Source organism: Actinocrispum wychmicini, from assembly GCF_004345645.1.
GTDB classification, from domain to species: domain Bacteria; phylum Actinomycetota; class Actinomycetes; order Mycobacteriales; family Pseudonocardiaceae; genus Kibdelosporangium; species Kibdelosporangium wychmicini.
Genome location: NZ_SLWS01000009.1, coordinates 480,525 through 494,247, shown reverse-complemented (window position 1 = coordinate 494,247; position 13,723 = coordinate 480,525). Strand labels below are relative to the sequence as shown.

General features: G+C 69.5%; 8 protein-coding genes. 7 read left to right on the top strand and 1 reads right to left on the bottom strand.

Features of this window, described 5'->3' with window-relative positions; translation table 11 throughout:
- Window positions 1-162: 162 nt before the first annotated feature.
- On the bottom strand, window positions 163-1,716 hold the full coding sequence (locus EV192_RS37540) for a GMC family oxidoreductase (RefSeq protein ID WP_132123368.1): 1,554 nt from the start codon (window positions 1,714-1,716) through the stop codon (window positions 163-165).
- A gap of 311 nt (window positions 1,717-2,027) precedes the next feature.
- On the opposite strand from EV192_RS37540, the gene EV192_RS37535 reads away from it, so the two are divergent.
- From EV192_RS37535 to EV192_RS37505, 7 genes are all read left to right on the top strand, one after another.
- Window positions 2,028-3,971: a CRTAC1 family protein gene (locus EV192_RS37535; RefSeq protein ID WP_243727324.1), complete on the top strand. Its 1,944-nt coding sequence runs from the start codon at window positions 2,028-2,030 to the stop codon at window positions 3,969-3,971.
- Window positions 3,968-4,936 carry an enediyne biosynthesis protein gene (locus tag EV192_RS37530; protein ID WP_132123366.1) on the top strand — a complete coding sequence of 323 codons (969 nt, stop codon included), beginning with the start codon at window positions 3,968-3,970 and terminating at the stop codon, window positions 4,934-4,936. Before EV192_RS37535 ends, EV192_RS37530 begins: the two co-directional genes overlap by 4 nt.
- An 80-nt stretch (window positions 4,937-5,016) precedes the next feature.
- Entirely contained in the window at window positions 5,017-5,499 is a 483-nt protein-coding gene (locus EV192_RS37525; protein ID WP_132123365.1) for a hypothetical protein, read from the top strand.
- 43 nt (window positions 5,500-5,542) lie between these two features.
- Entirely contained in the window at window positions 5,543-6,160 is a 618-nt protein-coding gene (locus tag EV192_RS37520) for a peroxidase-related enzyme (RefSeq protein ID WP_132123364.1), read from the top strand.
- 14 nt (window positions 6,161-6,174) lie between these two features.
- The gene (locus EV192_RS37515; protein ID WP_132123363.1) at window positions 6,175-7,050 is read left to right on the top strand and encodes an SDR family NAD(P)-dependent oxidoreductase; all 876 of its coding nucleotides are present in this window, start codon (window positions 6,175-6,177) and stop codon (window positions 7,048-7,050) included.
- A 13-nt stretch (window positions 7,051-7,063) separates the two neighbouring features.
- The gene (locus tag EV192_RS37510) at window positions 7,064-7,807 is read left to right on the top strand and encodes a maleylpyruvate isomerase family mycothiol-dependent enzyme (RefSeq protein WP_132123362.1); all 744 of its coding nucleotides are present in this window, start codon (window positions 7,064-7,066) and stop codon (window positions 7,805-7,807) included.
- Window positions 7,808-7,929: 122 nt separating this feature from the next.
- Window positions 7,930-13,722 carry a type I polyketide synthase gene (locus EV192_RS37505; protein ID WP_132123361.1) on the top strand — a complete coding sequence of 1,931 codons (5,793 nt, stop codon included), beginning with the start codon at window positions 7,930-7,932 and terminating at the stop codon, window positions 13,720-13,722.
- Window position 13,723 lies beyond the last annotated feature (1 nt).

Sequence of the window (13,723 nt, the reverse complement as noted above, 5' to 3'; positions counted from 1 at the left end):
GGAGGCGCCGCGACTAAGACAACTAAAACAACCAGCAACACCCAGGAAAGGGCTCCCTCTTGGCGGCCTGCCCTCGCGGCGAGCGAAAAATCTTTCCAGTCCGAACGAAAAGGGCAATACTCCGACCTTTACCCCGCAAAGCGTAAATTAGGGGCTGAAGAATCACCCAGCCCGAAGCCAATCGGAAGTCCGTTCCCCAATCATAATGGAAGTAGGGTTAGTGTTGCACCGAACAATAGTGGGCATGATCGACGCGTCGCAGACGTAAAGCGAATCGAAGCCGTGCACCGCACCCCGCTCACTCACCACGGCGCCGTCGTCGTCCGAGGTCCCCATCCGGGCTGTGCCCACAGGATGGTAGGCGCTGTCCAGGCTGGCTTTGACGTAGAACCGCAGCATGTCGTCGTTATCGGCCATTTCGTCGCGCAGGACGACGAGGGTGTTGCCCAGTTTGCGAATGCTGGGGTGGTTGACCAGGTGGAAGCTGTTGCGCACACCTTCCACCAGGACGTCGTAATCCTCCTGCGCGGCAAGGAAGTTCAGTCTCACGTCCGGTGGTGCGGTGGGGTCCGCGCTGGTCAGGGTGAGACGGCCGCGGGATTTCGGCTTCTGGTGGACCACCATGATGCCGAGGATTGTGGGGCCGCCGGCGAGCATCTGCAGTTCTGGGAACAGGGCCAGGTCGAAGTGGTTGACCATGTAGTACTGCAGGTCGTTGAATTCCCCGTTGGTCGCGGACGTTGTTCGCAGGATCTCCTGCAGGAACGGTTCGGTGGAGTCGAACGAGCCTGGTTGGGGCGTCATGAACACGCCTGTGCGGGGGTGGTCGATCAGGTTCGCGCCGACGCCTTGTAGGTCTGCGCGCACGTCGATGCCGTGCCGGCGCAGCTCATCTGACGGGCCGATGCCGGAGCGCATCAGGATCATCGGGGAGGCGACGGCGCCGGCGGCCAGGATCACGCGTCGGGCGGTGATCTGCTCGGCCGGGCCGCCGTCGGTAGATGCCAGCACGCCGGTGGCCGTTGACCCGTCGAACGTCACCGAGTGCACCAGTACGCCGGCGCGGATGGTCAGGTTCTGCCGGCCACGGGCCGAGCGCAGGTACGTCATCGCTGTGTTGACCCGCACGCTGGGCAGGTCGTCCCACCTGCTGGACGGGATTGAGCCGACGCCGGTGGCCTCCGGGTGGTTGTGGTCCTTCACCTCCGGGTAGCCCGCGTCGAGGCACGCGGTGATGAACGCGCGCTGGCCCGCCGTCAGTTCCTCGTTGTGCCACCGGCGGATCGGGAACGGTCCGCCTCGGCCGTGGAACTCGCCGTCGCCGAAGTCGATGTCGTCCTCCAGCCGGATGAACCGCTGCAGCACCTCCGGCCAGGCCCAGCCGGGGTTGCCGAGCCGCGCCCACTCGTCGTAGTCCGCCGGCACGCCGCGCAACGCCACCGTGGCGGTGACACCGGACGAGCCGCCGGTGAGTTTCGCCCGTGGGAACCGGATCCGGCGTCCGTCGTGGATGTCCGCGCGGAACTGCCAGTCGTGGTCGTTCAACGACATCGAGCTGCCGTTGAGGATGTCGCGCGGAGTGCTCTCCAGTGTCGGGAAGTCCGGTCCCGCTTCGAGTACGAGTACCTGGCGCGCCGGGTCCTCGCTCAACCGGGCGGCCAGGACCGCGCCGGCGGATCCGGCCCCGACAATGATGTCGTCATACTGGAACGTCATTGAAATCCTCGCAGATCTGGATTCGGGGTAGCCACTGACCAGCGCGCCGCAAGGGACGGGCTGCGGTCGAGCATCACATTCCGTGGGGGCGGTGCGGCTACTCCGTCCGTGCCCAGCGTGGGCCCGGCTGCCAGCGGCAACGTGGGAGAAGCGGGTTCTCCCACCGGTGACTGATGCTGGCTTGGCAGTGAATCGGCGAGCCGTGACAGCCGCCACGTGTCCGACAACGCTCCGCACGCAATTTTCTTCGCGCTGCAGAGGGGAGAGAGAAAACAGTGTCCCGCGAACGAGTACGCAGGTTGATTCCCGGCGTGGCGGCGATTCTTCTGGCGAGCGCGCTGGCCTGGGTGTCCCAGGCGAGTGTGGCCAGTGCCGACGCCGACCAGGTCGCCGCCAAGTACCGGTTCCACGAGCTGCCCATCAGTTTTCCACCCGGGTACGCAGACCAGCCGATGCGGACCGTGCGGCAGGTGAACCCGGCCTACTACAAGATCCGGTCGTGGATCTCCGCGGTCGGCGCCAGCATCGCCATCAACGACCTTGCCGGGCACGGCAGGTCGGACGCGATGTGCATTGTGGACACCCGGACCGACGAGGTGGTGGTGACCTACACCCCGACCGCGCCCGCCGAGGACCAGTTCACCCCGTTCGTCCTGAACCCGGCGCCGCTGCCGATGGACGACGCCATGGCGCCGATGGGCTGTGTGCCCGGCGACTACAACGGCGACGGGCGGATGGACCTGCTGGTGTACTACTGGGGCCGGACACCGGTGGTGTTCCTGGCCAAGTCCGACAGGATGGACGTGTCGCTGAGTTCATACTACCCGCAGGAACTGGTGCCGTCGAACACGGTGGACGGCAAGTACCACGGGCCGCGGTGGAACACCAACGCGGTCAATGTGGACGACTACAACGGCGACGGGCAGCCCGACATCTACGTCGGCAACTACTTCCCGGACTCCGACATCATCAATCCGAACGGCCTCAACAACGTCCAGATGCCCGCGTCGCTGTCCAACGCACGCAACGGCGGCGGCGCGCACGTGCTGCGCTGGCACTCGGCGTCCACAGGGGACAAACCGGCGGTGTCCTATGTAGAAGACGTTGACGCGGTGCCGTTCGACGCGGCCACCGGCTGGACCCTGGGGATCGCCTCGGCCGACCTGACCGGCACCGGCAAGCCCGAACTGTACGTCGCCAACGACTTCGGGCACCACCACCTGCTGCACAACGTGTCCACTCGGGACCAGATCCGGTTCACTGAGGCGTTCGGCGAGCGCAATCCCGGTACGGCGAAGTCGTTCGTGCTCGGCAACGCGTCGTTCAAGGGCATGGGCGTGGACTTCGGGGACCTGACCGGCAGCGGGCGGTTCGACATGGTGGTCAGCAATATCACCACCGCGTGGGGCCTGGAGGAGAGCAACATGGTCTGGATCAACCAGGCCAAGAGCCAGGCTGACATGAAGGCCAAGCTGGACCAGGGAATCGCGCCGTTCACCCAGGAGGCGCAGGAGCTGGGGATGGCGTGGACCGGCTGGTGCTGGGACGTCAAGATGGCCGACTTCCGCAACAGCGGCAACCTCGACGTGGTCCAGACCGACGGCTTCGTCCAGGGCGACAACAACCGGTGGGCGTGGCTGCAGGAGTTGGCGATGAACAACGACACGCAGCTGGCCAACCCGCTGATGTGGCCGAACGTGCAACCCGGCGACGACCTGTCCGGCCACGAGGTGCTGGGCTTCTACGGCAAGGCCGCGGACGGCACGTGGGTGAACGTGAGCCGGCAGATCGGCCTCGGCGTGGCCATTCCCACCCGTGGCGTGGCCATGGGTGACACCACCGGGACCGGTCGGCTCGACCTGGCGGTGGCCAGGCAGTGGGGCCCGCCGGCGTTCTACCGCAACGACGCGCCCGACCGCGGCGGCTTCCTCAACCTGCAGCTGTACCGGCCGTCGACCGACAAGGACCCGCACATGGGCCTGGAGTCGACCGGTACGCCCGCGTACGGCGCCACCGTCACGGTGACCACTTCGGACGGTCGCACTCAGGTGTCCCGGTTGGACGGTGCCAGCGGGCACGGCGGCAAGCGCAGCTTCGACGTCCACTTCGGACTAGGCACGGCCAACGGGCCAGTCACCGCGCACATCCAGTGGCGGGACGTCGACGGTACGTACCACGAGCAGACCCAGCAGTTCACGCCCGGCTCGCACACGCTCGTCCTCGCCGGGTCGGTCCAGGAGGTGGCGAGCCGATGAGCACCAAGCTCAGCGTGGTCGGCGCGGGCAGCAAGCCCGCCAAACCCGCTCAGGACGCCAGGTATCTCGCCCTGCGCAACTTCGCCGCGTCGATCAGCGTGTTCAACGTGTTCGGCTACACGCTGCTCGGCTTCGAGCAGCCGTGGCTGTGGCCGATCATCGCGGTGCTCACCGGTTACACCGTGGAGCTCGTGTTCGAGTCGATCAGCGCGTGGGCGCAGCGCAGGGCTCCGCGGTATCGGGGCAAGGGCGCCCGCGGCATGTACGAGTTCCTGCTGCCGGCACACATCACCAGCCTCGCGGTGAACATGTTGCTGTACGCGAACAACCAGATCTGGCCGGTGCTGTTCGGTGTGGTCGTCGGCGTGGCCGGCAAGCACGCGCTGCAGGCGCCGGTCGCAGGCCGGATGCGGCACTTCATGAACCCGTCCAACCTGGGGATCACCGCGGCGCTGGTGGTGTTCGGGTCCTGGATCAGCATAGCCCCGCCGTACGAGTTCACCGAGAACGCGAACTCGTTCTGGAAGGTGATGATCCCGGTGATCATCGCGACCGCGGGCACGGTGATCAACGCCGTGCTGACCCGCAAGGTCATGCTGATCATGGGCTGGATGGGCGGGTTCTTCATCCAGGCCGTGCTGCGGCACTGGATCTGGGACGTCGCGTTCTACTCGGCCGTCGGCGTGATGACCGGGGTGGCGTTCATCCTGTTCACCAACTACATGATCACCGACCCGGGCACCAGCCCGGCCAAGGGACGCAACCAGTTCGTGTTCGGCTCCTCGGTGGCCGTCGTGTACGGGATCCTGCTGGTGTTCAACGTGGTCTACACGTTGTTCTTCGCGGTGGTCATCGTGTGCGGGCTGCGCGGCGCCGGCTGGTGGGTGGCCCATCTCGTCGGTAGGAGCAAGTCGCGCGCCACGGTCACCCCCTTGACCGAGTCGCCGGCTGCGAAGGCGGCCTGAGCGGTCGCCGGGGTGTCCCGCCGGATGGCCGGCGGGACACCCGGACTGGGAAACGCAAAGCCTGAGAGGGAGGCCCGGCGATGGGCCTGAGAAGCACCCCCGACGTCGAACTGCTGCGCTCGCTGACGGTGGCGAGGACATGGTACGAGGAACGGTTCGGCTGGCCGGTCACGGTGGAGGTCGCTGCGGGCCGGCTGGTGATGGAGGTCGGCGAGTGGGTGGACGCGGTGGCGATGCCGCAGCCGCTCGGCCGACGGGTGCTGAGCGAGCTGTGGATCGCGATGCTGGCCGGCCCGGTGCTGACCGACGCGACCGCCCGCTGGTGGATGTTCCTGACCCGGCCCGCGGCGGCCACCGAGTGGTCGGTCCGCCAGATCCGTGGCCTGGACGTCCATCTGGTCCCGCGCGGCTCGCACGTGGTGGTGCCGAGCGAGACCGGCGAGTCGCCTCGGTTGCCCTGGATCGAACGTCCGCGCGCGCTGCACCAGTTGCCGCCGTGGACGGCGGTGATCGGGGCGGCGCGGCGGGCAAGCGCCGAGCCGGTGACCGGGCTGGCCGCCTGACGCAGGCACACACATCGAATGGCACAACAGAGAGGCTGTAGCCGTGGCTGACCAAGTGGCTTCGGGAGTCCGCGTCCCGCTGGTGGACGAGCGCGAGGCGACCGGACGGACCGCCGAGCTGTACGAGCTGATCCGGTCGTCGACGAACTTTCCCTTCGTGCCGGACATGTTCCGGCTGGCGTCGACGAAGCCGGCGTTGATGGAGACCGTCATCGCCGGCTACCGGGGCACGTTCCTCACCGAGGGCGCACTGTCCAGGAACACCAAGGAGTTGATCGCGTCCTGGACGTCCCGGGTGAACCAGTGCCCGTACTGCGTCGGCACGCACAACTTCTTCCTGCAGGCGTTCGGCGGCACCAAGGAGTTGGCCGACGCGATCGCCGCCGCCAGTTCCCCGGACGACCTGCCGGTGGACGACCCGACCAAGGCGCTTCTGCGCCTGCTCACCAAGGTCAGCACGGCCGCGTACCGGATCACCGACGAGGACTGGGAAGCCACCCTGGCGGCCGGTTGGACCAGTGAGGAGTTGCTGGAGGGCGTGTTCACCGCGGCGCTGTTCAACTTCATCACCCGCCTGGTGGACAGCCTCGGTCTGGGGACCTCGGTGTCCCAGAGCCGGATCTCGCAACAGCCGGTGACCGAGTCCGGCACGGCCGCCTGACGAAGGAGCGTGTCATGGAAGCATCCCGCGCGGTGTTGCTGACCGGGGCCTCGTCCGGCACCGGACAGTCCTCGGGCACCGGCAAGGCCACGGCGCTTCGCCTGCACCGCGCGGGCTGGCCGGTGTACGCGACCGGCCGGAACGTCGAGGCGCTGCATGACCTCGCCGAGGCGGGCATCCAGACCATGTACCTCGACGTGACCGACGAACAGTCCATGCGGGTGGTCGTCAAGCGGATCACCGGGGAGCACGGCAGCGTCGGCGTGTTGATCAACAACGCCGCGTACAGTCTCAACGGGACGGTCGGCGAGACGCCGATGGACGAGGTACGGCGGCAGTTCGAGACCAACGTGTTCGGGCTGTCCCGGCTGACGCAGCTGGTCCTGCCGGGCATGCGGGCGCGCGGCAGCGGCCGGGTCGTGATGATGTCGTCGATCTTCGGCCTGTTCGCCACCCCCGGCCGCGGCTACTACCAGGCGACCAAGTTCGCGCTGGAGGCGATCAGCGACTCGCTGCGCAACGAGGTGCGGAAGTTCGGCATCAAGGTGGTGGTCGTACAGCCGTCACCGATCAGGGGCGGTTTCGTGCCGACCACGGTAGGCGACCTGGCCATGACCGGCGGCCAGGAGGACGGCCTGTACGCCGACTTCTGGCGGCATTTCGTCGATTGGCATGGGGCCTACCGGGAGGTCGACCACCCGACCGGCCGGGGCCGTACCGCGGTGCCGGCTGAGACGGTCGCCAAGGTGATCGAGCGGGCGGTCACCGCGCCACGGCCGAAGATCCGTTACCGGGTCGGCGTTCCGGTGCGGCTGCTGCCGCGCCAGCGCGCGCTGTTCGGTGAACGGGCCTGGGACCGGTTCGTGCGGTTCTTCTTCCCCATTCCATGAAAAGAGGCAGGTCATGGCGGTCGGCGGGTTCCAGGACAGTGACCGGTGGGTGCGCTCGCCGAACGATGTGGCGTACCGGCGGGTGCGGGACAACCTGACGGGCCTGGTCGCGGAAATCCCCGGTCTCGACCGGGTGCGGGTGCCAGCTTGTCCACAATGGACTGTCCGGGACGTGCTCGCGCACGTGGTCGGGATCAGCCACAAGGTGGCGACCCGCTCGGGCCAGGCCGGCGCCCCGCCACCGTTCCCCGGCGTGGACGCCGAGCCGGACGAGCTGGTACGGACGTGGCACGCGGTCAGCGAACCGGTCGACCGTGTGCTGCGGGACCAACCGGACTTACGTGCCCACATCATGGTCATGGACGCGTTGACCCACGAACTGGACATCCGATACGCGCTCGGCCTGCCGGTGCCAGACGAGCACGCGGCCGTGTGCGGCGCGATGGAGTTGCTCGTCATCGGGTTCACCCGGGGCATCCGGGAGCGCGGCCTGCACGCGCTGCGGATCGAGACGTCGGGTGCCAAGTGGATCGCCGGCGACGGCGAGCCGGCCGGCTCGGTCTCCGCCGACCGCTACGACCTGTACCGGTCGCTGGCGGGCCGGCGGACACCGGCGCAGATCGCGGAGCTGACGTGGAGTGGGCCACCTGGACCGTGGCTGCGGGCGTTCGAATGGGGTCCTTTCCACCCGCCCGCCGACCCCGTGGAACAGCTGGATGGCCCAGCCGGGAAAAGCACACAGCGCATGGCGGGATAAGGCCGGACAGGTCCTCCTGGCGCACGCTGGCAGTAATGCGCTGACGACACAACGGAAATCCCCGTGTCGCGGCGGGGACCGGATGTGTGAACAGTTGTTGTGTCTCCAGAAACGGATGCGGCATGAGCGCTGAGCGAATCGCAATCATTGGCATAGGGCTGCGCTACCCGGACGCGGGTTCCCCAGACCAACTGTGGGAGAACGTCCTACAGGGCCGTCGCGCGTTCCGCCGGCTCCCGGACGAACGGATGAACCAGGCCGACTACTACTCGCCCGATCCGGCGGCGCCGGACCGCTTCTACGCGGCCAAGGCGGCCGTCCTGCGGGACTACGAGTTCGACCGGGTCAAGTTCAGCGTGGCCGGCAGCACGTACCGGTCCACCGACCTGACCCACTGGCTGGCGCTCGACGTGGCGTCGACGGCCTTGGCCGACGCGGGTTTCGCGGACGGCGAGGGCCTGCCGAAGCGCGCCACCGGAGTCGTCCTGGGCAACACCCTGACCGGCGAGTTCTCCCGTGCCAACGTGATGCGGCTGCGCTGGCCGTACGTGCGCCGCACGCTGGCCGCGGCGCTCGCGGAGAAGGGCTGGTCGGACCCGGACACCGGCGCGTTCCTGCGCGACCTGGAGCCGAGGTACAAGGCGGCGTTCCCGCCGATCAACGAGGACACCCTGGCCGGTGGGCTGGCGAACACCATCGCCGGGCGGATCTGCAACTACTACGACCTGGCCGGCGGCGGGTTCACTGTGGACGGTGCCTGTTCGTCGTCGCTGCTGTCGGTGGCCACCGGGGCGCGGGCGCTGGCCGACGGCGACCTGGACGTGGTGCTGGCCGGCGGGGTGGACCTGTCGATCGACCCGTTCGAGGTGATCGGCTTCGCCAAGACCGGCGCGCTGGCCACCGGGGAGATGAAGGTCTACGACCGCGGCTCGAACGGGTTCTGGCCCGGTGAGGGCTCGGGGGTGCTGGTGCTGATGCGCGAGGAGGACGCGCTGGCCCGCGGCAAGCGGATCTACGCCACCATCACCGGCTGGGGCATCTCGTCGGACGGCAAGGGCGGCATCACCCGGCCGGAGGCGGCCGGGCACCACCTGGCCATCACCCGGGCCTACGACCGGGCCGGCTACGGCGTGGAAACGGTGTCGTACTTCGAGGGACACGGCACGGGAACGGCGCTCGGCGACGCCACCGAGCTGGAGGCGTTGTCGATGGCCAGGCGGACCGCCGACCCCACCGCCCGTCCCGCCGCGCTCAGTTCGGTGAAGGGCAACTTCGGGCACACCAAGGCGGCGGCGGGGGTGGCCGGCCTGATCAAGGCGGCGCTGGCCGTGCACCACCAGGTCATCCCGCCGGCCACCAGCCACTACGACCCGCACCAGAAGCTGACCGCGGCCGACGCGATGATGTACGTGCCGACGCGGGCCCAGTTGTGGCCGTCCGACACAAAGGTGCGTGCCGGGGTGTCGGCGATGGGTTTCGGCGGCGTCAACACGCACATCGCGATCGAGCAGGCGCCCGGCTCGGGTCGTCGGACCGAGCTCAGCGGACGCACGACGCGGCTGGTCAGCGGCCGGCAGGACACCGAGTTGCTGTTGCTGGACGCGAGCGACCACGCCGAGTTGCGGGATCGTGCCGCGGAACTGGCCGCCGTGGTAGCCAAGCTGGCGTACGCGGAACTGGCCGACCTGGCCGCCGTCCTCGCCGGCACGTTGGCGGGTCGTCCGGTGCGCGCGGCCATTGTGGTGCGGAGCCCGGAGGAGGCGCATCAGGCGCTGACGAGCCTGGTCGAGCGGCTGGACGCGGGGGAGCGCAGCGTGTTCTCGTCGCGGGACGGGGTGTTTCTCGGCCACGGCAGCGTGCCGCCGAAGATCGCTTACCTGTTCCCCGGCCAGGGGTCCGGTCGCGGCGCGATCGGCGCCATCCGGCGCAGGTTCAGCGTTGCCGAGGCGGTCTTCGCCGAGGCGGGTGTGCCCACCGGCGGCGACCAGGTGGCCACGGAGGTCGCCCAACCGCGCATCGTGGCCGGTTCGCTGGCGGCCGTACGGGTGTTGAAGTCGCTCGGGATCGACGCGGACACGGCCGTCGGGCACAGCCTCGGCGAGCTGAGCGCGTTGGCATGGGCCGGGGCGATGGGTGGCGGGCAGTTGCTGCGCCTGGCCAGGACGCGCGGCCAGGTGATGGCCAAGGCGAGCCACGGCGGCGGCGCCATGGCCGGCCTGTCGGCCGATCCCGAGCGGGTCGACGACCTGATCCGGGGCTGCCCGGTGGTGATCGCCGGGTTCAACGGGCCGGCGCAGACCGTGATCGCCGGTGACGCCGGCGAGGTGGACCAGGTGTGTGCTCGGGCGAAGTCGGACGGCATCACCGCGACCCGCGTCAACGTGTCGCACGCGTTCCACTCGCCGCTGGTGCGGCCGGCCGCCGAGGGCATGGCGGAGCGGCTGACCGGCTTCGACTTCGAACCGCTGACCCGGCCGGTGTTCTCGACGGTGACCGGGGACGTGCTCGACCCGGAGACGGACCTGCGGACGTTGCTGCGCGAGCAGGTGCTGGAGCCGGTGCGGTTCCACGAGGCCGCCGCGGGCGCGGCGGCAGGTGCCGACCTGGTCGTCGAGGTCGGACCCGGCCGGGTGCTGGCGGGCCTGATGGCGGACATCGCGCCCGAAGCCCCAGTGCTTTCGGTGGACACCGACAACTCGTCGCTGTCCCCACTGCTGACCGTGGTGGCCGCGGCGCACGCCCTGGGGTCCGAAGTGGACACCGCGGTGCTGTTCGCCGACCGGGTGCTACGGCCGTTGCCGCTCGACGGCTCGTTCACCTTCCTCACCAGCCCGTGCGAGGCGGCGCCGGATCTCGACGCGGGCCAGCAGGTGCTCGACGCGACCGCGGCCGACACCGGACAGGCCGTGCCGTCCGGCGAGCATGTGTCCACTTTGGAACTGCTGCGCCGGCTCGCGGCCGAGCGAGTGGAACTGCCGCTGGACCGGGTGGGCGCGGACACACACCCGTTGGACGACTTGCACCTGAGCTCGATCACGGTCGGCCAGATCGTCAATGACGTGACCAGGGAACTGGGCCGTCCGGCGTTGGAGGCGACGGCGAACTTCGCCACCGTGTCCCTCGGCGAACTCGCCGCGCTGATCGACGACCTCGCGGACACCGCGCATGACGACGACGGCAACGGCCGTGAGGTGCCCGGCGTGGCGCCGTGGGTGCGGGCGTTCTCGGTGGACTACGAGTCGTCCTGGGCGCCACAGGCCGTCCTGGGCGCAGGCCCGGAGGGCACATGGTCGGTGTATACCCCGGCAGGGTATCCGTTGGCCGAGCGCCTGCGTGTGGCGCTGGCCGAGGCCGGAATCGGCGACGGCGTGCTGCTGTGCCTGCCCGAGCAGGGGGAGGAGCACGTCCCGTTGTTCCTCGCGGCGGCCAAGGACGTGCTCGCCGCGCCGGAGGGCACCCGGTTCGTGGTGGTCCATCACCGGCTCGGCGCTGCGGGCCTGGCCCGGACGCTGCACTTGGAGTCCCCGACGGTCCCGACCACTGTCGTCCAGCTGCCGGACCTGACGGACTCCGAGGACGACGTGGTCCACTGGGTGCTCAACGACGTGGCACTCACCTCCGGCTTCAGCGAAGTCCGCTATACCGCCGAAGGCGAACGGACCATGCCAGTGCTGCACGCCCTGCCGCCGTCCGACTTGGCCGAGTCGCCGCTGGACACGAGTGACGTTCTGCTGGTCACCGGTGGCGGGAAGGGCATCACCGCGGAGTGCGCGCTCGCCATGGCGCAGGACTCCGGTGCCGCTCTGATGCTGGTCGGGCGCGCCGACCCCGAGGCGGACGAGGAGTTGTCGGCCAACCTGGCGCGGATGTCCGCTGCCGGCGTTCGGTACCGCTACGAACGGGCGGACGTGACCAACGCCGAGCAGGTGCGTGTCGCGGTGGAACGGGTCCAGGCGGAACTCGGCCCGGTGACCGCGGTGCTGCACGGCGCCGGCCGCAACGAGCCCAGCTCGATCGCGAACCTGACCGAGGACGCGTTCCGGCAGACCCTGGCACCCAAGATCGACGGCCTGCGCGCGGTGCTGGCCGCGGTCGACCAGGACCGGATCAAGCTGTTGGTCACGTTCGGCAGCATCATCGGCCGGGCCGGTCTACGCGGTGAGGCGCACTACTCCACCGCCAACGACTGGATGACGGAACTAACCGTGGGCTTCGGCGAGGAGCACCCGAACGCGAGGGTGCTGGCGTTGGAGTGGTCGGTCTGGTCCGGCGCGGGCATGGGCGAACGGCTGGGTGTGGTCGAGGCGCTGATGCGGGACGGGATCACGCCGATCTCCACCGACAAGGGCATCGAGGTGCTCCGCCGGGTCCTGGCCGACCCGTCGGCCGGTCCGGTGCTGGTGGTCAGCGGGCGGGCCGCCGGCCTGCCGACGCTCACCTTCGCCGAGTCGGACCTGCCGTTGGACCGGTTCGTGGACCAGGTCGTCGTGCACTACCGGGACATCGAGCTGATCACCGAGGCGGAGCTGTCCGACGGCGCCGACCCGTACCTGTCGGATCACTTGCTGGCGGGCGACCTGCTGTTCCCGGCCGTGGTCGGGATGGAGGCGATGACCCAGGTCGCCAGCGCGCTGACCGGCCGGCGCGGCTCGCCGTTGCTGGAGAACGTGGAGTTCCTGCGCCCGATCGTGGTGCGTCCCGGGGCCGCCACGACCATCCGGCTGGCCGCCCAGGTGCGCGACGCCGACACGGTCGACGTCGTGATCCGGAGCGCGGAGACCGGTTTCGGAGCCGACCATTTCCGTGCCACCCTGCGGCTGCCGCGGCCGGACATCCCCGGCGACGCGGCAGCGGCGGACCACGTGGCCACGCCGGCCTTGCCGCTCGTCCCGGTCGATCCCGGCGGCGAGCTGTACGGCGAGGTTCTGTTCCAGGGCAAGCGATTCCAGCGGTTGCAGGCCTACCGTACGGCGGCCGCGCGGCACGCGGTGGCGGAGCTGTCCACCACCTCGCCCGCGCCCTGGTTCGCCACGTTCCTGCCGCAGCGGCTGCTGTTGGCCGACCCGGGCACGCGGGACGCGGTGATGCACGCGATCCAGTGCTGCGTGCCGGACGCAACGCTGTTGCCCCAAGGCATCGAGCGGCTGTACCTGGCCCAGCGCGGCGCGCAGGACGCGGACTACGTCGTGATGGACGCGCGTGAGTGCAGCCAGGACGGCGACAGCTACGTCTACGACGTGGACGTGTTCGACCCGTCCGGACGGCTGGTGGAACGCTGGGAAGGGTTGCAGCTGCGGGCCGTGCGCAAGAAGTCCGGTGCCGGACCGTGGGTTCCGGCGCTGCTCGGGTCCTATTTGGAGCGTGGGTTGGAACGGGTGCTCGGCGGCGGCCGCGCGGTCGTGGTCGAGCCGGACCCGGTGACCGCCGAACCGGTCGACCGGCGGGCACAGACCGCGCTCGCGGTCAGCAGGGCGTTCGGTCGACCCACGGTGGTCCGCTACCGCCCGGACGGCCGCCCGGAGACCGACGGCGCGCTGATCTCCGCGTCGCACAGCGCCGGAGTGACGTTGGTGGTGGCCGGCCCCACCCGGCTGGGCTGTGACGTGGAGGTGGTGCTCGACCGCGAGGAGCAGGACTGGACCGGGCTGCTCGGCGCGGACCAGATGCCCGTGCGCGACCTGCTCGTCGCCGAGGCGGGCGACACCGCCGCGGTGGCCGGCACCCGGGTCTGGAGCGCCGTCGAGTGCCTGCGCAAGGTGGGCGCCACCAGCCAGGCGCTGACCGTCGACCGCGTGCACCAGGACGGCTGGGTGGTGCTGTCGGCGGGCGACGCGCGCGTCGCGACCTGGGTGACGACGCTGAACGACCAGGCGGAGCCGGTGGTCTTCGCGGTCCTGTCCGGAGAGGAAAGCTGAG